Annotated in this window: 23 protein-coding genes; all 23 read right to left on the reverse strand. The window is 38.0% G+C overall.

Annotated features, from left to right (window positions below):
• Positions 1–48 precede the first annotated feature (48 nt).
• Positions 49–2166 (reverse strand): PBP1A family penicillin-binding protein, encoded by a 2118-nt coding sequence (locus ACEN4I_RS04745; RefSeq protein ID WP_407102234.1) that lies wholly within the window; start codon positions 2164–2166, stop codon positions 49–51.
• 316 nt (positions 2167–2482) lie between these two features.
• Positions 2483–3439 (reverse strand): DHH family phosphoesterase, encoded by a 957-nt coding sequence (locus ACEN4I_RS04750; protein ID WP_407102231.1) that lies wholly within the window; start codon positions 3437–3439, stop codon positions 2483–2485.
• A 45-nt stretch (positions 3440–3484) separates the two neighbouring features.
• Complete coding sequence (locus ACEN4I_RS04755; RefSeq protein WP_407095712.1) at positions 3485–4825, reverse strand: DRTGG domain-containing protein; 1341 nt, start codon at positions 4823–4825, stop codon at positions 3485–3487.
• A 27-nt stretch (positions 4826–4852) separates the two neighbouring features.
• Positions 4853–5536, reverse strand: coding sequence for a metal-dependent hydrolase (locus tag ACEN4I_RS04760; protein WP_407095711.1), 684 nt, complete (start codon positions 5534–5536; stop codon positions 4853–4855).
• 711 nt (positions 5537–6247) lie between these two features.
• Positions 6248–7375, reverse strand: coding sequence for a DNA polymerase IV (dinB, locus tag ACEN4I_RS04765; protein ID WP_407102230.1), 1128 nt, complete (start codon positions 7373–7375; stop codon positions 6248–6250).
• Positions 7376–7469: 94 nt separating this feature from the next.
• On the reverse strand, positions 7470–8117 hold the full coding sequence (locus ACEN4I_RS04770; protein WP_407095709.1) for a metal-dependent transcriptional regulator: 648 nt from the start codon (positions 8115–8117) through the stop codon (positions 7470–7472).
• A gap of 221 nt (positions 8118–8338) precedes the next feature.
• Positions 8339–8614, reverse strand: coding sequence for a post-transcriptional regulator (locus ACEN4I_RS04775; RefSeq protein ID WP_407095708.1), 276 nt, complete (start codon positions 8612–8614; stop codon positions 8339–8341).
• A gap of 188 nt (positions 8615–8802) precedes the next feature.
• Positions 8803–9132 carry a preprotein translocase subunit YajC gene (yajC, locus tag ACEN4I_RS04780; RefSeq protein WP_407095707.1) on the reverse strand — a complete coding sequence of 110 codons (330 nt, stop codon included), beginning with the start codon at positions 9130–9132 and terminating at the stop codon, positions 8803–8805.
• Positions 9133–9222: 90 nt separating this feature from the next.
• Positions 9223–10368 carry a tRNA guanosine(34) transglycosylase Tgt gene (gene tgt, locus ACEN4I_RS04785; RefSeq protein ID WP_407095706.1) on the reverse strand — a complete coding sequence of 382 codons (1146 nt, stop codon included), beginning with the start codon at positions 10366–10368 and terminating at the stop codon, positions 9223–9225.
• 35 nt (positions 10369–10403) lie between these two features.
• Positions 10404–11009: a TetR/AcrR family transcriptional regulator gene (locus ACEN4I_RS04790; protein ID WP_407095705.1), complete on the reverse strand. Its 606-nt coding sequence runs from the start codon at positions 11007–11009 to the stop codon at positions 10404–10406.
• Positions 11010–11518: 509 nt separating this feature from the next.
• Positions 11519–12550: a tRNA preQ1(34) S-adenosylmethionine ribosyltransferase-isomerase QueA gene (queA, locus tag ACEN4I_RS04795; protein ID WP_407095704.1), complete on the reverse strand. Its 1032-nt coding sequence runs from the start codon at positions 12548–12550 to the stop codon at positions 11519–11521.
• Positions 12551–12566: 16 nt separating this feature from the next.
• Positions 12567–13583, reverse strand: coding sequence for a Holliday junction branch migration DNA helicase RuvB (gene ruvB / locus ACEN4I_RS04800; RefSeq protein WP_407095703.1), 1017 nt, complete (start codon positions 13581–13583; stop codon positions 12567–12569).
• Between the two features lie 22 nt (positions 13584–13605).
• Positions 13606–14217, reverse strand: a complete 612-nt coding sequence (ruvA, locus tag ACEN4I_RS04805; RefSeq protein ID WP_407095702.1) for a Holliday junction branch migration protein RuvA — start codon at positions 14215–14217, stop codon at positions 13606–13608.
• Between the two features lie 291 nt (positions 14218–14508).
• A complete protein-coding gene (msrB, locus tag ACEN4I_RS04810; RefSeq protein WP_407095701.1) occupies positions 14509–14946 on the reverse strand; it encodes a peptide-methionine (R)-S-oxide reductase MsrB in 438 nt (145 codons plus the stop codon).
• Positions 14947–15057: 111 nt separating this feature from the next.
• Positions 15058–15573 (reverse strand): DUF3592 domain-containing protein, encoded by a 516-nt coding sequence (locus ACEN4I_RS04815; RefSeq protein ID WP_407102229.1) that lies wholly within the window; start codon positions 15571–15573, stop codon positions 15058–15060.
• 33 nt (positions 15574–15606) lie between these two features.
• Positions 15607–16023, reverse strand: coding sequence for a hypothetical protein (locus tag ACEN4I_RS04820; protein ID WP_407095699.1), 417 nt, complete (start codon positions 16021–16023; stop codon positions 15607–15609).
• Positions 16024–16051: 28 nt separating this feature from the next.
• On the reverse strand, positions 16052–18052 hold the full coding sequence (mutL, locus tag ACEN4I_RS04825; protein WP_407102228.1) for a DNA mismatch repair endonuclease MutL: 2001 nt from the start codon (positions 18050–18052) through the stop codon (positions 16052–16054).
• A 23-nt stretch (positions 18053–18075) separates the two neighbouring features.
• On the reverse strand, positions 18076–20682 hold the full coding sequence (mutS, locus tag ACEN4I_RS04830) for a DNA mismatch repair protein MutS (RefSeq protein WP_407102227.1): 2607 nt from the start codon (positions 20680–20682) through the stop codon (positions 18076–18078).
• 73 nt (positions 20683–20755) lie between these two features.
• The gene (locus ACEN4I_RS04835) at positions 20756–21562 is read right to left on the reverse strand and encodes a TIGR00282 family metallophosphoesterase (RefSeq protein ID WP_407095696.1); all 807 of its coding nucleotides are present in this window, start codon (positions 21560–21562) and stop codon (positions 20756–20758) included.
• A gap of 286 nt (positions 21563–21848) precedes the next feature.
• Entirely contained in the window at positions 21849–23450 is a 1602-nt protein-coding gene (gene rny, locus ACEN4I_RS04840; protein ID WP_407095784.1) for a ribonuclease Y, read from the reverse strand.
• Positions 23451–23773: 323 nt separating this feature from the next.
• Complete coding sequence (gene recA / locus ACEN4I_RS04845) at positions 23774–24829, reverse strand: recombinase RecA (RefSeq protein WP_407095695.1); 1056 nt, start codon at positions 24827–24829, stop codon at positions 23774–23776.
• Positions 24830–24962: 133 nt separating this feature from the next.
• On the reverse strand, positions 24963–26228 hold the full coding sequence (locus ACEN4I_RS04850; RefSeq protein WP_407102226.1) for a competence/damage-inducible protein A: 1266 nt from the start codon (positions 26226–26228) through the stop codon (positions 24963–24965).
• Between the two features lie 134 nt (positions 26229–26362).
• Positions 26363–26944, reverse strand: a complete 582-nt coding sequence (gene pgsA / locus ACEN4I_RS04855; protein WP_407095693.1) for a CDP-diacylglycerol--glycerol-3-phosphate 3-phosphatidyltransferase — start codon at positions 26942–26944, stop codon at positions 26363–26365.
• Positions 26945–26953 lie beyond the last annotated feature (9 nt).

Consider the following 26953-nt stretch of genomic DNA (forward strand, 5'->3'; position numbering starts at 1 on the left):
TATCCATACAGGTTAATTCACATAAAACGTTAATGTTTCACTGAAAACTCAATTGCCCAGCAAACCATCCAGCCAGTTAGCTGTCTTGTCTTTAAGTTCAGAAACTCCATCATTGACTTTTTCTTTCCAATAATCAACCGAATCTTGCAGGTTATCGGTCCAATTCTCTTGAGGTTCTTTTTCAGCCAGAATGGCTTCTGCACTTTTTGTTTCAAAAGCCGTCAATGGCGTTTCTGGTAAAATTTCTTCCATTTGTGCTTTAAACAATGGTCCAACACCTGTTGCACTGCTGGTTGTCATATAATGGTCTTCGTCCGTACTATCGAATCCCATCCATGTAGTCAACACAATATCAGGAGTATACCCGACTGTCCATTGATCTTTCGTACCATCTGTATTGTCACCAAATGTTAGCTGAGTACTACCTGTTTTTCCTGCAATCGTATAGCCTGCTGGTTTATTGCTTTTTCCAGTACCGCTGGTAAATACACCCATCAACAGACTGGTCATTTCTTCAGCTATTTCTGGGGAAGTAGCTTTATTCTGTTCAGGTGTCGTATTGTCTACAACCACAGCTCCTGTAGAATCGACTATTTTTGTAATGAAGTACCCTTCACTTCGAATCCCACCATTTGCTAAAGCGGTGTATGCACTCGCAATGTCTATTGGAGAAACGCCAGTGGACATACCTCCTAGTGCTACGGAAGATAAATTTTTGTCCTTTTTCCCTACTTCGATACCAAATTTAGATAAACTTTTTATCCCTGTATTTAATCCAATATCATTCAACAACCAAACTGCCGGCACATTTAAACTATCCGCCAATGCTTCGTACAATGGAACTTCTCCAAGGTATTGATGGTTCCAGTTTGAAACAGAGTAATTGTCTTCTCCAAAAGTCAGCCCTTCTTCATCTGGAAGCATAGAATCTATTTCATAATTTCTTTCCAAAGCTGGAGTATAAATGGATAAGGGTTTCAACACCGATCCTGGTTGCAGTGCAGCTTGTATTGCACGGTTGTAACCTCTGAAGATATGCTCTCCACGTCCGCCTACAACGGCTAGCACACCGCCCGTTTTTGAATCCAACATGATAGAAGCACTTTGCAGCAAAGTACCATCATCTGCGTCATCAAAGAAAGAATCATTTTGATACACTTGATCCATTTCCTGCTGATAGGATTGATCTAAAGAAGTATAGATTTTGTATCCGCCGCTTAGGATTTCTTCTTCTGAAAACCCGTAAGCCAACTCTGCTTCACGAATGATCGCATCAAAGTAATACGGATATCTATAACCATTTGACTCTTGGTAATTGTCTACTAAAGCCAAACTTTCTTGCTGAACTGCACTTGCCGTTTCTTGCGAAATAGCCTCGTTGTTCACCATCAAGCTCAACACAATATCACGACGGCCAACAGCATTTTCCATGCTGTCGATTGGATTATACGAAGACGGGTTTTTCAGCATCCCTACTAAAGTAGCCGATTCTGAAAGATCGAGTTCAGAAGCTGATTTCCCAAAATATTTTTGCGAAGCATCTTCTACGCCCCAAACGCCGTTCCCAAAATAAGACTTATTAAAATACATCTCTAAAATTTCATCTTTGCTGTATTCTTTTTCAACTTCAATAGATAAAAATAATTCTTTTAATTTTCTAGTCAAGGTCTGATCCAACGTTAAAAAGCTGTTTTTAGCCAACTGTTGGGTGATGGTGCTCCCTCCCCCGCTGATTTGACCACCGTTGATCACGTACTGGACAGCCGCACGAGCAATTCCGATGACATCGAATCCTTTATGCTTATAGAACCGATTGTCTTCAGTAGCGATAACTGCATCGATCAATTCAGGTGCCATATTATCCAGTGAGACGAATGTCCCCCGTTGAGAATACAACGTTCCGGCCTCTTCGCTTTCAATATCGTATACTTTAGTGACTTCTTCAATACCAGCTTTCAGGTCCTCAACATCTTCTGCTTTAGCATAAATATACAAAGAGATTGTTGCAAATAGAGCCGCAATTAATCCTGCTAAAACAAGAATTTTTCCCACGTGGAATCTTCTCCAAAATCGTACTACATGATTTTTAACTATTAACAGATATGGCAACAGCCATTTCCAAAATTGATGTAAATAAATTTTTAGTTTTTCTTTCATCTCATTCATTCCTTAATTTTTATATCCGTCATTTAGGAGCTTATTTTCTAAAAGTCTATGATAGTTTACCAAACATCCCTCAAAAAAACATCCTACTCAAGTAGGATGTCTGCCTAAAAACATGGTGACATCTCTTCTCCTGCAGTCTGGTGGTTACAATTGCTCTCTCAGCTCTTGCTTTAGCAGCACCTATACCATGGCTGTATGACTTATTTCTATTTTACCCTATTAAATTGACTAAATTATGGCAAAAATATAAAGAAATGAACAATTTATTGTGAGCAACAAAAAAGACCGGAATAAATTCCGATCTTTTTAGCTAGCTTTATTTGGGCCAATCGTTGGCTAAGCTTTCGAAGGCCGTTATAATTTCATTGATTTCTTCCAGATCTTTGGCATTAGCGCCACTGGCTAATGGATGTCCGCCGCCATGATGTTGCTTGGCGACTTCATTGATAATTGGCCCTTTTGATCGCAAACGGCATCTGAAATAGCCTTCTGGCTGTTCTACAAATATTCCCCATACCAACACATCATCAATCGTTCCTGGCAACGAAACAATTTTAGCTGTTTCCGTATCTGTCACACCAAATTGATTCATCAATTCAGACGTTAACACTACTTTTCCTACTCCAGAAGGACTGATTTCTAAATTTTGCAATACATATCCAGATAAATGAGCGACTTTTCTAGACATCGTATTCAAGTGATTGCTGATCTCATTTGGGATAAAATCGTATTCCATCAGTTCAGCCGCAATGCGCATCGTTTGTGAGGTCGTTGCTGGGTAAAGAAAACGTCCAGTATCTCCAATGATACCGGCATAAAGCAATCTAGCTGCTTCATCAGACAGCTTCAGCCGATCTTTTTGCTGCACATAGAAATCAGCAATAATCTCACTGCAGCTGCTGGCATCAATATTGACTAAAACAATATCGCCATAAGGTTCATCATTGGGATGATGATCTATTTTGATCAATTTGTCCCCCAAATTATACCTTTTATCACTGATGCGAGGTGTGTTTGCTGTATCTGTTACAATCACCAAAGCTCCTTTATAGTCTGCATCCGTTACTTCATCCATTTCAGCTAAAAAGTTTAAATCGCCAACAGACTCTCCTGCTTTCAGAATTCTTTTTTCAGGAAAAGAGGCTTTCAGCATCTCTGCCAAACCCGCTTGAGATCCGATCGCATCTGGATCTGGCCTCATGTGACGGTGAATAATAATAGTGTAGTACTCTTCTATCGTATCTAAAATTTGTGTGTAATGCGATTCAATCATCCTAACTCTCCTTTGTCTATTTAAGTTAATAGACTTGCTTTCTTATTAAGCACGTTGCATCATTTGACAGACAGCTACAGCTTTAGCTACCAGAATATTTTCGTGATAGACTTCAATATCTAGTTTAGAAGAACGTCTTCCTACTTCAAATATTTTTGGCTTAATAATCAGTTCACTGCCCATTTGAATCATTTTTATCGAAAATAGATTGAATTGTTCAATTACGGCATTTCTTTTCTTAATATTTTCTAGACTCATTGTAGCTACATAAGTGATTGTCTCGCTTAATACCCCGATAGATAAATTTCCAACTGGATCCGTCATTTGTGGAGTCACTGTAAAGGAATATTTCGGCAATTCCTCTACCAATGCAGGTGGGGTATTTTCCGAATCTGCTATTTTTTCTACTTGTTCTACAATTTGATCCGAAATCGTCACACCCATTTGAGGTTGCCGTTGTGTGGTCTGCATTGCTTTCATGACATCTTGTCTGGAAATGATACCGATCAAGGTCAAATCATCCTTTACTACCGGCATGACTTCCAATTCATCCCAAATCATCAAATGTGCCACACTGGCTACACTCATATGAGTTTTCACGGAAGCTGGGTTTCTCGTCATTACCCGTTCGACTTTGACAGAATCAGCTTTTCCGATCACATCTTTAGCTGTCACAATTCCAACTACCCGCATATTTTTATTTACCACTGGAAAACGTGAATGCTGACTTTGCTCATTTAAATTTCGGTATTCTTTGATCGTATCATCAATTGATAAATAAATCGTTTCTGGTAAAGAAATGTAAATATCTTCAATCAACATGACTTCTTTTTTGATCAGTTGATCTGCCATTGCTCGATTGATCATAGTCGCTACGGTAAAAGAATCGTAACTCGTTCCGATAATCGGCAGATTAGTCTTATTAGCCAGCATGATAACTTCTGGAGAAGCCTTGAATCCCCCAGTGATCAATACTGCGGCGCCATTTTCTAACGCAAGTCGTTGAGCATTTTCCCGGTTTCCAACAATCATTAATGACCCTGGTGTAATATACCGGATCATAGCCTCTTCTTCCATGGCCCCAATGATAAATTTCCGCAAAGGATTATCCAACCCTTCTTCTCCACCTAAAACAGAGCCTTCAATAATATTCACGGTCTCTCCGAAAGTCAATATTTCAATGCTGTCAGCTGTTTTTCTTTCAATCCGAATGGTACCTACTCGCTGGATCGTCGAAACCATCCCTGAAATTTCTGCATCCTTAATTGCTCTGTAAGCAGTTCCTTCACTAACGCTTAAGTTTTTAGCGATAGAGCGGACAGAAATTTTTGCTCCTACAGGTAGATTTTCAATATGATTTAAAATTTGATCGTGTTTCGTTGCCATTCCATACCCCTACTCATCTAAGTTAACTTATATTAATTCAACTATTTCTCCGATTTCCAAATGCATTCCCTGATCGCCTGGCAAGCTCTCACAAAAAGCTTTGCCATCTTGTTCAATCAGTGGAAAAGTATTGTAATGAATTGGAACGACTTTATCTGCATTCACAAAATTTGCTGCTACTTTAGCGTCTTCCGGTCCCATAGTGTAATTATCCCCAATTGGCAGTAAAGCAATATCAATGGATTTATACGCGCCAATTAATTTCATATCACTGAACAGTGCTGTATCTCCTGCATGATAAATCGTATGATCATCAGCCGTAAATAAAATCCCAGCAGCTAAACCTAATGTGAAGGGCATCCCATCTATTTCATATGAAGAACCATGAATAGCAGGCGTCATCTTGATTTCCCCAAATTCAAATACATGTTTGCCACCCATTTGCATACCGTGCGTATCGAATCCTTTAGCAGCAAAATAAGCAGCAATTTCAACGTTTGCGATGATTAAAGCTCCTGTCCTTTTGGCAATGGGTTCAGTGTCTCCTATATGGTCATCATGTGCATGAGTCAGAATAATCACGTCAGCCTCAACAGTATCTGCATTTAAGTCGCTTTTGTCATTCCCAGTTATAAATGGATCAATAAGAATATGGTGCTCTGAATCAGTCACAATTTTTATACAAGATTGTCCATGCCATGATAATTTCATTGCTTACCTCTCCTTTATTAGTACACATTCTTTAACTGTATCATTCTTTTTTATTATACCACCCAAGAACCGTAAAAACTAGGAATGCAAGGTGAAGATCGCGTCATGCGCATGAAAAGTACTTTCTCTCAAAAATTAAGGTCTTCTTTTTAAAACGCTCTCTTAATAAGTAGGGGCGGCTCTATGGGATGAAATTTCCTCCGGAATGGACGGGTTTGCTTGTGGAAAGCCATGGGACCGTCTGGAGCCTGTAGTCTCCAGACTTTCAAGCTTCAAACGGAATCGTAAGCGCTGAAGTGCCAACGCTCCGTAATTCACATTTCATTTTTTACATGGCTACAAGCAACCCCTATTCCTCCAGAAATATCACGGGTCTCAAACGAGTCACAGCCTAAAAAAGCGTGTCGTCTAAGTATTTCGGGAAGTTCAAAGAAAGCGGGTCTTTTTCATAATGAAGACCGAAGTCTTCCACTTCACTCAGCAGATGGAAAATCTCGTTCATGTCGCCCGCCTCTGCATTTTTCTTTTAGCATACCAGAGCCGATAGGATTCAGAATCTTATTTTTTATTTAAATTTTTCATGCGTATGACATGGGTCAAGATTCTCTTGTATAAAAAGGGAATACTTAGGAAGCTGCTCAACAAAAAAAGACCCGCTTCAAAAAAGCAGTTCTTTTTTCTAACCTATTTAAACAAGTGAGTCAATCTGGCTCAATCATTTTGTTCCCATAATGGGAGGATGATATTTTCAAAAGAGATCGGATCCAGATTTGTAACAGTAACCCCTAATAAACGAACTTCTTTCTCGATCTGACCAATTTCATACCACATATTTTGGGCGTAAAAGAAAATATCGCTTTCGTTGGTTAAATAATCTGGTAATGTCATTCTTTTTGTAATGGTCTCAAAATCCGCATATCGAATTTTAAGTACAACTGTCTTGCCATGCCTTTGATGTTTAACAAGGGTCTGATAGACTCTATTAGACAAATGCCTCAGCTCGGCTATGACTTCGTTATCTGTCTGCAGCACTTGATTATAGGTGTTTTCTTTGCCGATTGATTTACGCTCACGACTCACTCGTACTGGACCATCATCAATCCCGCGTACTTTTCGATAGAGCGAAAATCCCATTCTGCCAAAATGATGGATCAAAGTCATTTGATCCATTTGATAGAGATCTTCACCTGTGTAAACCTCTAATTCATGCATTCGTTCCACTGTTTTTTTGCCGACTCCATAAAATTTTTCAATCGGTAAGTCACGCAGAAATACTAAAGCATCATCAGGAGGAATAACGGTTATTCCAGAAGGCTTTTGGTAATCTGAAGCGAGTTTTGCAATAAATTTATTGTACGAAACTCCAGCGGAGCAAGTTAATTGAACTTCATCCCATACTTCACGCTGTATTCGTTTGGCAATAATCGTAGCACTTTTCATATCTATTTTATTTTTAGTCACGTCTAAGTAGGCCTCATCTAATGAAAGAGGTTCGATCAGGTCTGTGTAACGCTTAAAAATCTCTCGTACTTGTGCAGATACTTCCCGGTACAACTCAAAATTACCCGGAATAAAAACCCCTTCTGGACAAAGCTCATAAGCTTTTTGTGAACTCATCGCAGAATGAACCCCATACTTACGAGCTTCATAATTAGCCGTTGCGACAACGCCTTTTCCTCCTGTTTCTTTCGGATGCCGAGCTATAATAACGGGCTTGTCTTTTAGACTTGGATTTTCACGCATCTCTACCGAAGCATAGAAGGCGTCCATGTCCACATGAATGATTTTTCTAGAAGTATCTCTTTTTGGTTCGTCAAAATGCAGAATACCTATGTCCAACCTTCTCAACTCCTCCTCTTTTTAGTATACCGGATTCTTCACAAGACTGGCAAAAAACACTCTTTCTCAAAGAAAAGAGTGTGTGGATCCAATCTTAAATTTCTTCAATATAAATATTCGAAGCTGCTTTGTAACTGATTTGTTTTTCCTCATTGTTGTATCCTAGAATAATAGGTCCTTCATAAATACCGTATTCTTTTACAGTATAGATTTGTCCTACTTTAATATCTAAAGAAGAAAGGTAATCCAATAATTCTTTGTCATCCAACACTCGCTTGATCCGAATATCTGTTAATTTTCCAAAATGAACCAAACTCAAATTATTTTTTTCAGAGAATTGTCCACTATTTGATGGGATTACTCCACCATGAGGACACGTTTTAGGATAGTCTAGAAATTTTTCTAATTTATCGGCCAATTCTCTAGAGGTTACATGTTCCAACACTTCTGCTTCTTCATGCACTTCATTCCAAGGAAATGCTAACTTTTCCACTAAAAAGACTTCCCATAAGCGATGTTTACGTACCAAAACACTGGCTTTTCGCTCGCCTTTTTCGGTTAATTGCACCCCTTTATAAGGAATATGAACAATGTAGTCTTCTTTTAATAGTTTTGTCATCATTTCACTCACACTGGGTGCGGAAACTTGAAGACTGTTCATAATTTGTTTGTTTGTTACTTTATGTTCGGTCCCGCCTAGTTCGAAAATAATTTTCAAATAGTCTTCTTTATTGGGAGTCATCATTTATCACCTTTAACCTTATAAAGTCTGCTGTTGCTTCTTTGTTTGATAAAGATCCGTTGCGAACCTAAAGAGATTTTATTTTCGAGTACGATAAAAGGTCCGATCCTGAGTGATCCGACCTTTATCATTACGTATGACTTGCCTACAGCAACTCACACTCTTCTTAAACAACCCATAAAAATCCAGGATGTCTTATCCATTTTCTAAGCGCTTTTGATCTAGAAAAATGCATTTAAATCCATTTCATCCAAAGAAGAAACTTTTACTTGTGCTTCCAGAGATGCAAAATCTAAGTAATGATTGGGCTCAATGGACATTATTTGTTTCACACGTGCATAGTAATGTACGGGTTGCTTTCTTTTCCAGCAAAATTTCACCAAATAATTCCAGATATCCTCTGCATTGATTTCTGAATAACCTAAACGATTGAACTCTTTTGCTTTTAGGTTGATCCACGGCTCATATTGAGAAAAACTTAATTCGAGAGCGACCATTAGAATTCTACACCTCTTTTCTAAGCACGATTCGGTTCTTATCTCTATACTTACCTTTATTTTACTTTTTTTTGGTTTAAAATCAATCTATAATAGCAAACAAAATAGAGTTAGTAAGACAAGAAAAGGAAAGGCACTATACCTTTCCCCAACAATACTGTTTCAGCTGTTTCTCTGAAACTATTTTCTTACATGTCGTTTGAATCTGTATTTGTAGGAGTGTTATCTCCCAACATATCAACTGCATCAGCAGGTGCAGATGTGACTACGCGTGCGATAGCACGTCTTTCAAAAGTTAAGAAAATACCTTCACAATCGATAACGACTGTCTTATCCGCTTCTCTAACTTCATCGATCATTCCATGCAAACCGCCGATAGTGACAACTGTGTCTCCTTTTTTCAAAGAATCCAACATACTTTTTGTCTGTTGTTGTGCTTTTTTTTGTGGGCGAATCATCATAAAATACATCAATACCATGATTAACGCAAAAGGAAGCAAACTAAAAATAAATTCCATTTGTTTCACTCCTAAAAATTGATAAAATAGATTTTAATTTATTTCTCACTCATAACTGTACCAAAAATAAGAGTTCAATACTACACATTTTTAAAAGTTTTTTGCATTGGGTTTGTTGTATCCATACTCTTCCATAAACGCTTCGCGATATTCTAAAAGGTTGTCATCAAGAATAGCTTGGCGAATATTTCGCATCACTTCTAATAAGAAATATAAGTTATGGTAGCTTGTCAGACGCAAACCAAATGTTTCGTCAGATTTAAATAAATGACGAATATAAGCTCGTGAATAATTGCGGCAAGTATAGCAATTGCATTGATCATCCAAAGGCCCAAAATCTCGTTCATACTTCGCATTTTTTATCACTACACGGCCTTTGTGGGTCATACACGTTCCGTTACGAGCAATTCGAGTCGGCAATACACAATCAAACATGTCTACTCCACGAATAACGCCATCGAAGAAAGAGTCAGGAGTACCCACTCCCATTAAATAGCGTGGTTTATTTTCTGGAATCAATGGTGTCGTAAACTCTAACACACGATTCATTTCTGATTTAGGTTCTCCAACAGACAATCCTCCAATTGAGTATCCTGGAAAGTCCATTGAAACTAAATCGCGCGCACTTTGTTCTCTCAATTCTTTGAAACCGGCTCCTTGGATAATTCCGAACAAACCCTGTCTATCCGGATTAGCATGAGCCTTTAAGCCTCGTTCTGCCCATCTCGATGTACGTTCTACAGACTTCTTAACGTAATCGTAGCTTTCATCAAATGGTGGACATTCATCAAAACTCATCATAATATCTGGTCCGAGTTTATTTTGGATATTGATGGCTTTTTCGGGAGACAAGAACATTTTTGAACCATTTAAATGATTTCTAAAATGAACACCTTCTTCTTCAATTCTCCGCATGTCCGCTAAAGAAAAGACTTGGAAGCCGCCAGAATCCGTTAGAATTCCTTTGTCCCAATTCATAAACTTGTGTAGGCCGCCCGCTTCTTCGACAATGTCTTCTCCCGGACGCAGCCATAAATGATACGTATTGCTAAGTATAATGGATGCACCCATCTCATCCAGTTCTTCTGGAGCTATACTTTTTACCGTGGCTAATGTCCCCACAGGCATAAACATGGGTGTTGGAAACGTTCCATGAGGAGTAATGATTTCTCCCAAACGTGCTCCAGTACGTTTATCTGTTTTGATTAAACGGTATTTAATTGCTGGTTCTGACATTTTACAGTTCCTACTTTCTCATTATATCCTGTCGACTATTTAAGCATTTTTACCATCATTTCGATAATATCTTCCAAGTCAACTCTACTCTCTTCTGTGTCTTCCATGTATTCTCTACGTACATTATCAATCAGCCAGCTCAAAATAGCTCCACTGAAAATGTACACAATCGTTTCATATTCTTGTTCGCTGATTCTATGTTCCATTGAAAAAGATTTTAATTTTTCACACAAAGAATTGTTGACGTAATCTTCCTTATAATTTGAAATAGACTTCATATTTTCATTGCCTACTTCTTTAACCGTTCCAATAACAATTGTACGGTGACGATGGTACATTTCAGCAATAAAGCGACCAGCTTTTCGCATTAAGTCTTCCGTATTCTCAAATTGATGACTAAAAAACTCATCTACTTCATCTGTAATTTGAGTAGTGTGTTGTTTATATGCAGTATCAATCAATATTTGCTTTGTCTTGAAATTTTTAAAAATCGTTGTTTCATTAACTCCAGCTTGATCTGCGATTTTTTTTGTTGTGGTACTTTTATAACCGATATGTGATATCAAATCTAACGCAGCGTCAACAATTTTTTGTTGAGTTTTTGTTAATTGCTTGATATCCAAGGGATGTAAGTCTTTCAATTAATGAGCCTCCAAATCTAATCAGCTTTATCATCACTAAATTGCTGACCCAATGGTATATACTATCATACTTTGTTTTTTAACTAAAGCACATTTCTGTTTTTCATTTCTTATTCACTTTAATTTTTGTCAAAAAAAGTTAATAAATACGAGCATTAAATTAGTAACCGCTTCCTAATTGTGCTATTCTATAAGTGGGAAGAGGAATGCAACATGGAAGATAGGTTTCTATGTTTAAATTAACAGCTTTTGGAACATTCTTTTTGAACAATGCTTTAAGATTTACCGTACTACAGATCGATCTTTCAAGCTTAGTTAAGAAATACAGAATCACGAAACGTATGCAACAACTTAACAACGAAAAATTTATGAACCAAAAATCTTTTAGATAAACCGAATCAAAGTTTAACCAAGATTTTTAAAACTCAATTCAAATTAACCTATCTTCCTAATTCCTCTGCAAACCAATAGAAGTTGGCGTTTCATAGCCAACTTCTATTTTTGTATCTTTATTTAACGAACATCGCATCTCCAAAACTGAAAAAACGGTATTTTTCTTGTACCGCATGCTCATAGGCAGCTAATACATTCTCTCTCCCAGCAAATGCACTTACCAACATCACTAGGGTTGATTTTGGTAAATGAAAATTTGTTGAGAAAGCTTCAACTATTTTAAATGTATATCCTGGAGCAATAAAGATATCCGTCCAGCCACTGTCGGCTCTTAGTTCACCATCAAATTTCGTTCCAATAGTCTCCAAGGTACGAATAGAAGTTGTTCCAACGGCCACAATTTTCCCGCCATTCTCACGCACTTGATTTAATTGGTCTGCAGCTTCTTGAGTGAAATTGTAAAATTCAGAATGCATTTTGTGTTCTTCGATGTTGTCCACACTTACTGGTCTAAATGTTCCCAGCCCAACATGCAGTGTCAAGAAGACTAATTCTACACCCTTTTCTTTAATTTGCTCTAAGAGTTCTGGTGTGAAATGCAAGCCCGCTGTTGGTGCTGCAGCCGAACCATTTTCTTTCGCATATACTGTTTGGTAACGTTCTTTGTCTTCTAATTTTTCTTTGATATATGGAGGCAGAGGCATTTCTCCTAATGATTCCAACACTTCTAGAAAAATACCATCATAAGTAAATTCAACGATTCGACCACCATGTTCCAACTCTTCTTTGACCACCGCTTTTAGACGTCCGTCTCCAAATTGGATCATTGTGCCCGTTTTAGCTCTTTTAGCTGGTTTAATTAGCGTTTCCCAGTTATCACCTTCGTTATTTTTCAATAACAATACTTCAACGTGACCCCCAGTTTCTGGTTTAACTCCATACAAACGAGCTGGTAATACGCGAGTATCGTTCATAACCAACGCATCTCCTGGATTTAACTCGTCTAAAATAGAAGTGAAATGAGTGTCTTTCACTTCTCCTGTCTCTTTATTTAGCACTAACAATTTTGAGCTCGAACGATCAGCCAATGGAGTTTGTGCGATCAGTTCTTCAGGTAGTTCAAAATCAAAATCTTCTGTTGTCAACATTGCCATTTCTCCTAATCTATTTATCTATACTGGGCATAGGATAGCCTAAATGTTCATATCCTAAAGCAGTAACTATTCTACCGCGCGGAGTCCGTTGAATCAAGCTGTTTTGCAATAAGAACGGCTCTACCATATCTTCAATGGTCTCGATTTCTTCACTGATATTTGCAGCAATGGTTGATAAACCAACTGGCCCTCCATTATAGCTTTCAATCATTATTCTCAGCAGCTTCTGGTCAACAGTATCTAATCCTTTGTCGTCAACTTGCAGCATTCTTAAAGCAGAATTTGCTGTACTTTCCGTAACTACTCCGTCAGACTCTACTTGAGCGTAATCCCGTACCCGTTTCAGCAATCGATTGGCTACACGAGGTGTTCCTCTTGAACGTCTGGCGATTTCTATCGCTCCGCTTTGAACAATACTGGTTTGAAAAATATCTGCCGAACGCAAGACAATATCAGTTAAGTCTTCCACTGTGTAATATTCCATATGCGATACAATACCAAAACGGTCTCGTAACGGGGCTGAAAGTTGTCCAGCACGCGTCGTTGCTCCTACTAAGGTAAATGGAGGCAACGGGAAATGTACAGGGTGTGCGTTTGGTCCTTCACCAACAATAATATCAATGAAGTAGTCTTCCATAGCTGAATATAGGACTTCTTCTACTATTTTTGGCAAGCGGTGTATTTCATCAATGAATAATACATCTCCTGCTTCTAAATCGTTTAATAACGCTACTAAATCACCTGATTTTTCAATGGCTGGTCCACTAGTTGTACGAACGTTAACACCTAATTCATTCGCAATAACCATTGCCATAGTTGTCTTCCCAAGTCCAGGCGGTCCATACAACAGTACGTGGTCTAATGCTTCTTGTCTTAGTTTTGCTGCTTCAATATAAATGGATAGTTCTTTTTTCACTTTGTTTTGCCCAATATATTGACTTAAGTATTGAGGACGCAAAGATTTCTCCACTATTTCTTCTTGATCACCCTCAACATCTCCAGAAATAATACGCTCATCATAAGCCATATGCACTCACCTCTTTTCCGACTTATTTTTTCATCAATAATTTTAAACCTTCTCGTAAATAAGCATCTGTCGAATCTCGCTCTATTTTTTCTAATTCGCCAGCAACTTTTTTCACTTCTCGAGCAGAATAACCCAAAACTTTCAAAGCTTCAAGTGCTTCTTGTATATGAACATTTTCGTTCTCTTCTCCCAGAGATAAAGCAGTTCCTTGTATGTCAGCCCATTCGATATCCAGATCGCCTAATTTGCCTTTTAAATCTAATACGATTTGCGAGGCAGTTTTCTTACCGACTCCTGGGAAATTCGTTAAATAATTGGCATCATTGTTTTCTATCGCATGAATCAATCCAGCGTGGTCTTCGTTTGCTAAAATAGCTAAGCCACTTTTTGGACCGATCCCTGAAACATTCAATAATTTCAAATACAATTTTTTTTCATTTAAATTCTTGAATCCATACAATGTTATATCATCTTCCCTAACAGCTTGGTGAAGATAAACCGTTACTTCTTCGTTCATCTGAGTAGAAAATCGATACGGATTCGCTGCATAGATCTGATAACCGATTCCTTGATTTTCCACCACTACATAGGCAGGACTCACATAAGTCAACGTACCTTTTATGTACTCATACATCACACAATTCCCCTATTCCTTTTTCATGCAAACAGCACACTTGTTCCCTCCATTTTATCACACAACCCTACAAAGAACCAGAGAGCGTAAAAAGTCGTTTAGCTCTCGTAGAAAAAAAGGCTCTTCATCTTCTAACGTTGGTAATGAACATTCGAGAACTGAGTTTCTAATAGATTTAGAATAAAAAAGAAGTGTATTTTCTACTCACCAACGTCAAATGTTGTAGAACCAAAAAACCAAAGAAAAAGCTGCCTCGCTATGAGACAGCTTTCTCTTTAATGACCGTTTTGCTTAGGCGAACAGCTTATGGTATTCTGAATAACCTTCTTCATCTAATTTTCCAACTGGCACAAAACGTAAGGCAGCTGAATTGACGCAATAGCGTAAACCGCCAGCTTCCATCGGTCCATCTGGAAAAACATGTCCTAGGTGAGAATCAGCTTCTTTACTGCGTACTTCAATTCTTCTCATCCCATATCGAGTGTCCATATTTTCGATGACTTCTTTGCTTTCGATTGGTTTAGTAAATGAAGGCCAACCGCAACCCGCATCGTATTTATCATTTGATGAAAATAGCGGTTCTCCACTAACGATATCGACATAGATACCTTCTTCATAAAAATCATCGTATTCTCCTGTAAAAGGACGCTCAGTTCCTTCGTTTTGGGTGACTTCAAATTGTTCCGGAGTTAATCGTTGTTTCAATTCTTCTTTTGAATATTTTGCCATACTTTTCACTCCATCCTTATTTCACTTTAAGTTTGTTCGATTGCTTACTAATAGTCTACCGCATTTCCGTTTGGATTTCAATTGACTGAATTAGTTTGATGATTCGGGCCCTTACTGATTTCCAAATATCATAAACAATATGATTCCTAAAATAATGTAGCCTATCCCTAACCCAATAAAAATGGCAGATATGAGACTTTTCGGTCGTCTCTGTACAAAGTTTTCTTTCGGTTTTTCTTTGTTGTAATAAACATCTAGTGAGGATCCAATAGGAAATAATTCTTGCATAGGATTCGTAGAAAAAGCGCTGTTCCGTTTGATATGCAGCGATTGATCAAATTTACCACTCGTCACTTCTGCATCTTTATAGGCTAGGCTTTTTTTCTGAAAAACTGCACGGTAAATCAGCTTTCCTTTGTAGTTCTTCCCATTTACTTCATATTGAACGACAGGCAGCCAAACTCCATTTCCTCTTGAATTGAAACCCGTCACTTCACCAATCGTTTTCGTTGTGCAACGATCTAATTTTTTGGTGGTACTGATTTTGATCAAGACACCAATTACGATAAGAATAATTGCTAAACCACAGAATAAGGTCAGCATCAAAGCAGCTCCATTTAGTTCCATTTAATCTCTCCCATAAAATAGTGCTTTACTTGTTTAGGTTTTTTTGACGAATTGTGTTTTACAATTGGGACAAGTAATACGGATCTTGTTCTTTCCTTTTGGAACACGTATTTTTTGTTTGCAGGAAGGACAATTGTAAAAGCGATAGTGTTTTCTCTGACTCCAACGATTTTTGAACAACTGGAATTGTTTGTTGACCGTCCGTTTTATAGTTAAGTAGTTCTTATTTTCTTGCCAGCGTTTGGAAGTATTTTTTGACAATATCCTTACATAAGAGTACACAATGAATCCCAATCCTAAAATAGAAAAGAAGGATAGATTAGTCACATTGGCTAGTAAGATAAAAATCAAACTAGTTACGATTAAAAATTTTGAATATTCATCTACTCCATACCGATCTTGCATAAAACGACTGACTTTTATTTTTAATGTGTATATAAATTTAGCCATAACTTATCTATCTCCTCTACCCCCTTATTTAATGAGGGTCTTGAATCCGTTTAAACATTTTTTCCATGTCCTTATTGCCAAAATGAATGATCACAGGTCTTCCATGCGGACAATTATAAGGATTTTCTGTTTTTGCTAAATCGGCTAATAAATTTCTTGCTTCATGGGCATTCAAATAATGGTTCGCTTTAATCGATTGTTTACAGCTCATCATGATAGCTGTTGCTTCTCTAAATTTGGCTACAGAAATTGACCCATGTTCTAGGAGAAGATCGATCATTTCTCGCACTATTTTTTCTTCTTCACCAGGTGTAAACCATACTGGATGTCTGCGCAACAAGAAACTGTTTTGGCCAAATGGCTCAAGATATATGCCAACTTCTTCTAATGACTCTTTGCTCTCTTGTATCTTTATCGCATCGCTATTGGGATAATCCAGCATGATCGGCACCAGCAATTCTTGCAAATCAGAACTGACCTCTCCGATTTTCGTGCGGAAATATTCATATTTAATCCGTTCTTGTGCAGCATGCTGATCCAGAATATACAGCCCTTTTTCATTTTGAGCAAATAAATATGTCCCATGCATTTGGCCAATGTATTCTAACCTAGGAAGTTGTTTGTTTTCCACTTCTTCTGCCATCATTTTTTCGGCTGCCTTTACATGCGATCCTTGGTGCAGCTCAGCTAAATCGCTTAGCGTATCTAAGGATTCACTAAAAGACACTTTTTCTTCCATTTGAGAACCTTTTACTTCATCAGCAGATTCCTTCTCGTTTTCCTGTTCATTAAGGTAAAATGGGTCTTCATTTGTTTCAGATCGCGCACTTTCCTTATCAGCGTAAATAGATTCAGCCTTAACAGGGGAAGAAAATTCTGTGTTCCCTTTAGTAGAAATATCTGGAGAAACTTGCCAATTCTCTTTATGCATTGTTTGATCAGGTTCATCTTCATTGAATTCCATTTGAATTTGTTCCGGCTTATCCATGGTTCTTTTAACTTTATTTTTGAATCCTAAATTCTCTAAAGCATCTGGAATAAGCTGTTCTTTGCTGAGGGCTTCCCGAATGGCTTCTGCCAGCAGCTCCATCAATTCTTTTTCATTGCTGATGCGGACCTCTTGTTTTGTCGGGTGTACATTCACATCTACCAATAAGGGATCCATCTCGATTTCAATCGCCGCAATCGGAAAACGGCCCACCATCAATTTTGAACCATATCCTTGGACGATCGCTTTATTCAACAAATAGTTCTTGATGTAACGCCCATTGATAATAATCGACAAATAATTCCGACTAGCTCTTGTGACTTCTGGCAAAGAAACATACCCGCTTATCTTAAAATCTAAGTTCTCATTTTCGATTGAACGCATTTTTTTAGCTATCTGCACGCCGTATATCCCCGCAAGAGTTTGTCTCAAATCTCCATTCCCAACTGTCCGCAACATTTGATTCCCGTCATGTACTAGACGAAACGCAATGTTTGGGTGACTCATAGCTAAGCGGTTAAGAATGTCTCCAATATTCGCCAATTCCGTTTGCAACGTCTTAACGTATTTTAAACGTGCTGGCGTATTGAAAAAAAGATTTTCAACGGTTATTTTTGATCCTTTGCGTGCATCACTAGAGCGCTCTTCAAGTACTTTCCCGCCTTTTAAATACATATAAGTACCTTTTTCACCACCCGTTGAGGTTTCTAATGTGACTTCGGAGACTGAAGCAATACTAGGTAAAGCTTCTCCTCTAAAGCCCAAAGTACGTATCCGAAATAAATCATCTCGAGAATGAATTTTACTAGTAGCATGGCGCTTAAAGGCTTTTTCAACTTCCGAAGCAGGGATTCCATCTCCATTATCGATCACTTCGATTTTTCTCAAACCTGCTTCTTCGATTCGAATATCGATCTGAGTACTATGCGCATCGATGGCATTTTCTACTAATTCTTTGACAACAGATGCAGGGCGCTCGATCACTTCACCAGCAGCAATCTGGTTGGCGAGCATTTCTGAAAGTTCTTCAATTTTAGCCACTCATACCATCTCCTTCACATTTCCTAGTCTTGTAATCGTTGCTGCAACTCATTTAATTCATTTATCGCCTCTAAAGGAGTAAGTGTGAGCAAGTTCAGTTTTTTCAATGCCTGAATCACCTCTTTTTCTGCTGAATCTTCGAAACTAAACAGAGACAATTGTTCTTCTGAAGATTCTGCTGCAAGGAATTTTTCTTCTTCTACTTTGTCTTCAACCTCAACAACTTCCTGGACGATAGGTTTTTGCTGCTCTAATTTAATCAATATCTTGGAAGCCTTTTTCAGTAATTCGTGAGGTAATCCAGCAAGCTTGGCTACTTGGATCCCATAACTTTTGTCTGATGGCCCTGGGAGCATTTTATGCAAGAAAACCAATTCTCCCTCTTCCTCAACGGCTCCAACGTGACTATTTTTCAAACGAGGCAGTTCGTTTTCTAAAGCTGTTAGCTCATGGTAATGAGTAGAAAATAACGTCTTAGCACGAACATTCTCATGAATGTATTCAATAATCGCTTCTGCCAAGGCCATTCCATCATAAGTAGCTGTTCCCCGTCCGATTTCGTCAAATAAAATCAGACTATTTTCGGTAGCATACGTTAATGCTTGATTGGCTTCCATCATTTCTACCATAAATGTACTTTGACCAGAAATTAAATCGTCTGCGGCACCGATACGCGTAAATATCTTATCAAATATCGGCAGCTTAGCTTGATCCGCTGGCACAAAGCAGCCGATTTGTGCCATAATGACCGTTAACGCCAATTGACGCATGTAAGTACTTTTCCCTGACATGTTCGGACCAGTGATCAACATAACTTCTGTATCTTTATCCATCTCAACATCATTTGGAACATAGGTTTGTTGCCCTAATACTTTTTCCACTACCGGATGTCTGCCTTCAGCTAAATGGATTTCTTGGCTGCCTTGACTCATGACTGGTCGTACATAATGGTATTTCTCACTCACAACTGCAAAACTTTGCAGCCCATCAATGATAGCTACTGTTTTAGCCAAATTTTGTAAACGTTCAATAGAGTCTTTTACTGCTTCTCTAACTTCTGTGAACAATTCATATTCTAGTGCAGTAGATTTTTCTTCTGCCTCTAAAATAATCGATTCTTTTTCTTTTAGTTCAGGGGTAATAAAACGTTCTGCATTAGCAAGAGTTTGCTTCCGTTCATATCTTCCCTCAGGCAAGTTCGCCAGATTAGATCTGGTTACTTCAATATAGTACCCGAATACTTTGTTGTAGCCGATCTTCAAGTTTTTAATTCCCGTTTGCTGTCTTTCTTCAGCTTCCATACTAGCGATCCACTGTTTCCCATTTCTCATTGCGTCACGGTATTCATCCAACTTATCATTGAAACCGTCTTTAATGACGCCGCCGTCTTTAATCGCAATTGGCGGATCATCATGAATCGCGCGCTCTATCAACTCTACGACTTCTGAAACTGGATCCAATTGGTTCAACAATTGAGTCCATTCTTCTTGTTGATTCATGCTTTCAATTAGACCAATGATCAAGGGAATCTGATTTAACGACGTTTTTAATTGAATCAAATCGCGACCATTCACATTTCCAAATGCAATTCTGCCTGCAAGACGTTCCAAGTCGTAGACTTTTGTCAACACTTCATTTAAATCACTGCGTTCAAAAAAGTGGTTCAATAAATTTTCCACTATATTTTGTCTCGCTTCGATCTTCCCTTTATGGACCAACGGCCGATTGATCCATTGTTTCAACAGTCTGCCCCCCATAGCGGTTTTTGTTTCATCCAACAACCACAATAAAGTTCCTTTTTTCTGTCCTTCACGAATGGAAGTCGTTAATTCTAAGTTTTGTTTTGAATAATGGTCCATTTTCAAAAAATGGGCCGGAACGTATTCCTCAGCAACTTGCAGGTGATCTAAACTTCTTTTTTGCGTTTCTCCTAAATACGTCAACAATAGTTTTAAGACCATTTGTTTCGATGCTGACTCCACATTCTTCATTAAATCAGCGAATAAAAATTCTTTCTCACTCCATTTTTGAGTGGAAATCAATATCCCTAATTTTGTATTCAGCTCTGTTTGGGCCTCGATCGACTGCCCTTCAACGAAAACCGTTTCTTTCGTTTTCAGACTGATCAACTCACTCACTACTTCTTCTTTGGTGTCTACTTGAGTGACCTTCAGCTCCCCCGTGCTTAAATCTACATACGCCAAATTAAAGCGACGATTATCGTCTATGTGTAGAGCAGTCAGATAGTTGTTGCTTTTACCGTCTTGGCTTTTTAGGTCCATTGCTGTTCCAGGAGTGATCACTTGTACAACATCACGCTTGACCATCCCTTTAGCTTGTTTAGGATCTTCCATTTGCTCACATATAGCAACTTTGTATCCTTTTGCGATCAAAGTATCGATATAGCCCTGAGCTGCATGATAGGGAACTCCACACATAGGTATAGGATCATCGGCATTTTTATTTCGACTTGTCAGCGTTACTTCCAATAACTGAGAAGCTTTGATTGCATCTTCATTGAACATCTCATAAAAATCACCTAAGCGATAAAAAAGAAACGCATCTGGATACTGCGCTTTCATTGCTAAATATTGTTCCATCATTGGGGTGTGTTTAGTTTTTTGAGGCATTTAATCATTCCCCTATTCTATCTACATTTTAATTCTTTTCCATTAGGCAAAGAAGCCTATTTTTCATTTATGTTTAGCGGTCTAATCCAAAAGGACGATCTTCATTGATCATGATCGGTTCGATTTTTTTGGCTTTTCCTGTCACATCATCTATTTCAATGTAGCAAGCAGATAGGATTTGCCGTCCTTCATTAGGCACTTCAAATCTTGTGGGCAGTTGTGTTGTAAAGCGGCGAAGAACCTGTTCCGTTTTCATCCCCAATACAGCATCGTATGGTCCAGTCATTCCTGTATCAGTCAGATAAGCGGTTCCTTCCGGCAGGATACGAGCATCATTCGTTTGTACATGGGTGTGTGTTCCCACAACAGCTGAAACTCGTCCATCCAAGTACCAACCCATAGCTTGCTTCTCACTAGTCGTTTCCGCATGAAAATCGACAAAGATTTTATTGGTGCGTTCTTGTGCTTGTTTGATCAGTTCATCGGCCTTTTTGAAAGGGTCATCGACATCACTCATAAACGTTCTTCCATGCAAGTTGATCACAGCCAACTCATGACTGTTTACTTTAACAAATGTCATTCCCGTACCCGGTGTCGTCCCTTCTGGAAAGTTAGCTGGTCGAATCATTTTTTTAGCATCGTGAATAAATTCAAAAATATCACGATTGTCCCATGTATGATTCCCCATAGTGACTACATCCACGCCATCTTGTAAAAAACCTTTGTAAATTTTTTCCGTGATTCCACGGCCTGCAGCTGCATTTTCACCATTCAAAATAGTGACTTGTGGTTTATAGCTTTTTTTTATTTTCGGCAAATAGTCATGAACCATATCTCTTCCTAATGATCCTACAACATCTCCTACAAAAATTAATCTCATTCAAAATCCTCTTCTCTAAAGTGTCACGCATAGCAAAAAAATAGACTGTTAACGTTCGCTATATCTCCCTAATTTTAACAAGAATCTGCTTGAAAAGAAAGGTTATCCCATAACGATTCTTTTAAGCATGCCAAAAATAAAGGGATCTTCATCTTCTAGCGTTGATAAAGAAATTTTTAAAGGTTTAGAATTAATTTTTTTTCTCTTACCAACGTCAAATGATGTAGAACCAAATAAAGAAGCGCCGGTTTTTAGGCCGGCGCTTCTTTATTTGAGCATTCATCTTTTATTTCGCGTATTCAATAGCTCTTGTCTCACGGATAACCGTAATTTTAATATGACCTGGATAATCTAATTCTTCTTCGATTTGCTTACGAACATCTCTTGCTAAAGCAATAGCCGTTAAATCATCAATTTTATCCGGTTTAACCATAATTCTGATTTCACGACCCGCTTGGATCGCATAGCTTTGTTCCACACCATCAAAGTTTTTCGCAATAGATTCCAATTTTTCAAGTCTATGAATGTAGTTTTCAAGCGATTCGCTTCTTGCACCCGGTCTAGCAGCAGATAGGGCATCTGCAGCAGCTACTAAGACAGAAATAACAGACGTTGCTTCTATATCTCCATGGTGAGAGGCGATGGCATTGATTACAGTATCATTTTCTTTGTATTTGCGGGCTATTTCAGCACCGATTTCTACGTGAGAACCTTCTACTTCATGGTCCAATGCTTTACCTATATCATGAAGTAATCCCGCGCGTTTAGCTAATGTAACATCTTCACCTAATTCGGCAGCCATTACACCTGCTAATTTAGCAACTTCTAACGAATGATTCAACACGTTTTGACCGTAGCTGGTTCTGAATTGTAAACGTCCGATAATTTTGATCAAATCTGGATGTAATGAATGAATACCGATATCAAATGTAGCTTTTTCCCCAATTTCACGAATGCGTTCATCCATCTCTTTACGAGACTTTTCAACCATTTCTTCAATACGAGCTGGGTGAATTCTGCCATCTTGAATTAGTTTTTCTAACGTCATTTTAGCGATTTCTCTTCTAATCGGATCAAATCCGCTAAGAACAACTGCATTAGGAGTGTCATCAATAATAAGGTCCATACCCGTCAAGGACTCAATCGTACGGATATTACGGCCTTCTCTCCCGATAATGCGGCCTTTCATGTCATCATTTGGCAATGTGACCACTGAAACAGTCGTTTCAGACACTTGATCAGCAGCACTTCTTTGAATAGCTGAAGCAATTAAGTTTTTCGCTCTACGATCTGCCTCTTTTTTAGCTTCATCTTCAGATTGCTTGATCATAACAGCTGTTTCATTCGCCAATTCTTCTTTTGTTTCATTCATAATGATTGCTCTTGCATCATCTCTTGAGAGAGCTGCAACTTGTTCTAACGTTTCTTGCTGCTCAACAATTAAATCTTTGGCCTTTTGCTCTAAATCGTTAATTTGTTGTTGTCTCGAACTTAATCGTTCCTCATTCGCTTCAATATCGTGTTCGCGTTTCTCTAACCCGTTACTTTTACGATCGAGTTTATCTTCTCGTTGAACTAATCGATTTTCTTGTCTAGAGACTTCTGCTCTTCTTTCTTTCAGCTCAACTTCAATTTCAGTTCTATATCTGTGGCTTTCATCCTTCGCTTCTAACAACGCTTCTTTTTTCATGGTTTCTGCTTCTTTGTTTGCATTCTCCAAAATTCCAGTTGCAGTGTTTCTAGCATCATCCAAATCTTTTTCATAAGTTGTTTTGCGGATGATGTACCCAACAAACAGACCGACAACTAAAGTAACGATAGCGAAGGCAATATCTAGTAAGTCCAAATTAACACCTCCGTATCTATTATTTAATTTGTCTTTTAACATTTTCATTTAATTGGCAAATCCCTATTTTTTGCCAAAACTTATATCTATTTAAACTATCTTTTAATAGATAACTTAATTTTAATTGTAGCAAGTTGACATGTCAACTTAAATAAAGATTCAAACAGTAATTCTTATACAAGAATTACTTATATTATTCTATTTTTATTCATTCGTTTAAAAGATTTTATCTTTTATTTCCAATCCTAAGACGAAACAACTTTTATACCGCTTGTTTTCATTTTATGCAAAAAGTCCAATGGAACAGTATTACACTATCCCAATGGACTTTTATGAGCATTTATTTGTATAAAAATTCAAATAAATTAATCTTCTAATAATTCGATTTCTTCATTTGTGTCGTTTTCTTCTTTTTCAACTGGTGGGACAAATTCGCCAAACCCATAAGCTGCACGCACTTTTTGCTCTACTTCTTCTCTTAACTCTGGATTATCTAAGAAGAATTGTTTTGCATTTTCTCGTCCTTGTCCGATTCTTTCATCACCGTATGAATACCAAGCTCCAGCTTTATTGATGATTTCTTTTTCTGCACCTAAATCCACCAGTTCGCCAACTTGAGAAATACCTTTTCCATACATAATATCAACTTCAGCGATTTTAAATGGAGGTGCAACTTTGTTTTTTACAACTTTAATGCGAGTACGATTTCCTAATATTTCTTGTCCTTGTTTGATTTGTTCAGCTCTTCTGACATCTAAACGAATAGTGCTGTAGAATTTCAAAGCTCTTCCACCTGGTGTTGTTTCAGGGTTCCCAAACATAATTCCAATTTTTTCACGAATTTGATTAATAAAGATCACGGTTGTTTTTGTTTTATTGATCGATCCGGACAATTTACGTAAGGCTTGAGACATCAATCGAGCTTGTAGTCCCATGTGAGAGTCTCCCATTTCGCCTTCGATTTCTGCTCTTGGTACCAAAGCCGCTACAGAGTCCACAATAACGATGTCTACAGCTCCACTGGAAACCAATGCATCTGCGATTTCTAATCCTTGTTCCCCAGTGTCCGGTTGGGACAGCAATAATTCATCAATATCTACTCCAAGGGCAGCAGCATATTGTGGATCTAACGCGTTTTCTGCATCAATAAAGGCTGCCGTTCCACCGGCTTTTTGTGCTTGGGCAACAGCATGCAACGCAACAGTCGTTTTCCCAGAACTTTCTGGACCGTAGACTTCAATGATTCTCCCTCTTGGGTATCCGCCTACACCAAGAGCTACGTCTAAAGTCAATGAACCAGAAGAAACAGTAGAAATTTTTGTATCTACTTTATCTCCCATTTTCATTACTGAACCTTTTCCATAGTTCTTTTCAATTTTTTTCAATGCCGCTTCTAACGCTTTTTTACGATCTTCTGACATGTTGTATCCTCCCTGAATTCATTTATCTATTGTTTAGTTTAACTTTAATTTATCCTGCAATCTTTCCTTGATACATTGTTAATCATAACTGTTTGGAAACTAAAAAGCAAGAAAAAAGCGAACAAACATTCGGTTAATTATTAACTTTTTTTGACGGTAAATCCAACAATAAACGGCGAACGATATCTAATCCAGTGAGTACTGTACGTTGTCGGTTGTTATTACGATCTTTGACAAAATGGGAATGATAAGCCGTAGTTTCTTTTCCGGATACAGCTAACCCGATCCAAACACTACCTGCCTTTTCTCCATCGATTTCTTTTGGACCAGCATATCCTGTAAAAGATATTCCGATATCTGCGTCAAACATTTCTTTTATTCTGTCCGCCATCTCTGTTGCGCACTCAAAACTCACAACACCATAATGATCGATCGTTTCTTTGGCTACTCCTAGTACATTTTCTTTTACTCCTTCACTGTAAGAGACTAATCCTCCAATGAAGTTTAAGCTTAACCCAGGAATATTGACCAGTGTACTTTGGAACAACCCGCCCGTTAAACTTTCTGCTGCAGTAATACGATAATCTTTATCCACTAATAAATCCCTTACTACTTGAGCTAAAGAAGTATCGCTTCCTATACCATAAATGTATTCCCCTACAAGATTTCGCACTTGGTTTTCTAGTACATCCAGCAGTTGATTGCATTTTTCAGCCGTTTTTTCTTTAGCCGTTATACGAATAGATACTTCATTCTCTCCAGCATAAGTAGCAATCGTAGGATTCGTTTGATTGTCTATAATGTCTGCTAAAGTATCTGCTAATTGTGATTCTCCAATACCAAATAGACGCAAGACTCGAGAGACTAAGATTTCAGTATCCTCTGCGCGTACCGATAAAATGGGAACAATTTCGTCTCTAAACATAGGTTTTAACTCATTTGGGGGGCCCGGCAAGAGAATGTATTTTCTATTTTCGTGCTCTAAATACATCCCTGCTGCTAAACCCGACTGATTGTTTAAAACAACAGCTCCTTCAATGACTAGCGCTTGCCGCTGATTATTTGTCGTCATTTCTCGCTTCATTTCGTTAAAATAATTAGTGATTTGTTGTTCCGTTTTTTCATCTACTCTTAAAGACAGCCCCAAATGATCCGCTAAGACCTGTTTTGTTATGTCGTCTTTAGTAGGCCCCAAGCCTCCAGAAAAGACAATTAAATCTGCTCTTTGTTCAGCTATTTCAACAGCTTCCTTTAAACGTTGTTCATTATCTCCTACAACAGTATGATGAAATACATCAATTCCCAGTGCTGCTAATTCGCTGGATAAATAACTGGCATTACTATTCACGATCTGCCCTAATAAAAGTTCCGTTCCTACTGCAATAATTTCAGCGTTCATTTATTTATCCCCTTTCTATACTATACACAATGAAGCATCTTCTTTTTTAATTTTAGCACAATTTATCTCTTAACAAACGTAAAGTGGCTATACCAAAAGAATCTTTTTGGTATAGCCACTTTATAATGAATGGATTACATGGAACCTTTAAAAATTTGACTGTTTTTGATAAAGTAATCTGCTCCTGAATAAATCGTAAAGAACAGACAAATGTACAACATGACTTCCCCAATAGAAAAAGGCAACAACCCAAATGGAAAATCATTTAACAACAAGAATATGATAGCAAACATTTGAGTATTGGTCTTGATTTTTCCAGGCCAAGCAGCTGCTAAAACTGTTCCGCCTTGTTCAACCAATAGTAAACGAAGCCCTGTTACCGCTAATTCTCGCATAATAATAATCGCAACTACCCAAGCAGGTGCAAGATCTTGTCCTACTAAAATAATCATCGCTGTAGCAACAAGTAATTTATCCGCTAAAGGATCGGCAAATTTCCCAAAGTTCGTAATCAAATTTCTTTTGCGTGCTATATGTCCATCTAGCCAATCCGTAAAACTAGCGACAATAAAGACAAGCGTTCCTACAATTTGAGTCACTTCAATTGTAGATCCTAGAACACTGATTTCTCCCCAATTCAATGGCGCAAGAATGATGAGCATAAAAACGGGAATTAAAATGATTCTGACGACAGTTAATTTATTCGGTAAATTCACTGCAAATCC

The organism is Desemzia sp. FAM 23990, from assembly GCF_045528485.1.
Taxonomy (GTDB): domain Bacteria; phylum Bacillota; class Bacilli; order Lactobacillales; family Carnobacteriaceae; genus Desemzia.

What these genes read in the sequence shown, in the direction of transcription:
- ACEN4I_RS04745 (WP_407102234.1), bottom strand. Translation starts at nt 2,166, where the DNA reads ATGAATGAGATGAAAGAAAAACTAAAAATTTATTTACATCAATTTTGG.
- ACEN4I_RS04750 (WP_407102231.1), bottom strand. Translation starts at nt 3,439, where the DNA reads ATGATTGAATCGCATTACACACAAATTTTAGATACGATAGAAGAGTAC.
- ACEN4I_RS04755 (WP_407095712.1), bottom strand. Translation starts at nt 4,825, where the DNA reads ATGGCAACGAAACACGATCAAATTTTAAATCATATTGAAAATCTACCT.
- ACEN4I_RS04760 (WP_407095711.1), bottom strand. Translation starts at nt 5,536, where the DNA reads ATGAAATTATCATGGCATGGACAATCTTGTATAAAAATTGTGACTGAT.
- ACEN4I_RS04770 (WP_407095709.1), bottom strand. Translation starts at nt 8,117, where the DNA reads ATGACTCCCAATAAAGAAGACTATTTGAAAATTATTTTCGAACTAGGC.
- ACEN4I_RS04775 (WP_407095708.1), bottom strand. Translation starts at nt 8,614, where the DNA reads ATGGTCGCTCTCGAATTAAGTTTTTCTCAATATGAGCCGTGGATCAAC.
- yajC (WP_407095707.1), bottom strand. Translation starts at nt 9,132, where the DNA reads ATGGAATTTATTTTTAGTTTGCTTCCTTTTGCGTTAATCATGGTATTG.
- tgt (WP_407095706.1), bottom strand. Translation starts at nt 10,368, where the DNA reads ATGTCAGAACCAGCAATTAAATACCGTTTAATCAAAACAGATAAACGT.
- queA (WP_407095704.1), bottom strand. Translation starts at nt 12,550, where the DNA reads ATGTTGACAACAGAAGATTTTGATTTTGAACTACCTGAAGAACTGATC.
- ruvB (WP_407095703.1), bottom strand. Translation starts at nt 13,583, where the DNA reads ATGGCTTATGATGAGCGTATTATTTCTGGAGATGTTGAGGGTGATCAA.
- ruvA (WP_407095702.1), bottom strand. Translation starts at nt 14,217, where the DNA reads ATGTATGAGTACATAAAAGGTACGTTGACTTATGTGAGTCCTGCCTAT.
- msrB (WP_407095701.1), bottom strand. Translation starts at nt 14,946, where the DNA reads ATGGCAAAATATTCAAAAGAAGAATTGAAACAACGATTAACTCCGGAA.
- ACEN4I_RS04815 (WP_407102229.1), bottom strand. Translation starts at nt 15,573, where the DNA reads ATGGAACTAAATGGAGCTGCTTTGATGCTGACCTTATTCTGTGGTTTA.
- ACEN4I_RS04820 (WP_407095699.1), bottom strand. Translation starts at nt 16,023, where the DNA reads ATGGCTAAATTTATATACACATTAAAAATAAAAGTCAGTCGTTTTATG.
- mutS (WP_407102227.1), bottom strand. Translation starts at nt 20,682, where the DNA reads ATGCCTCAAAAAACTAAACACACCCCAATGATGGAACAATATTTAGCA.
- ACEN4I_RS04835 (WP_407095696.1), bottom strand. Translation starts at nt 21,562, where the DNA reads ATGAGATTAATTTTTGTAGGAGATGTTGTAGGATCATTAGGAAGAGAT.
- rny (WP_407095784.1), bottom strand. Translation starts at nt 23,450, where the DNA reads ATGTTAAAAGACAAATTAAATAATAGATACGGAGGTGTTAATTTGGAC.
- recA (WP_407095695.1), bottom strand. Translation starts at nt 24,829, where the DNA reads ATGTCAGAAGATCGTAAAAAAGCGTTAGAAGCGGCATTGAAAAAAATT.
- ACEN4I_RS04850 (WP_407102226.1), bottom strand. Translation starts at nt 26,228, where the DNA reads ATGAACGCTGAAATTATTGCAGTAGGAACGGAACTTTTATTAGGGCAG.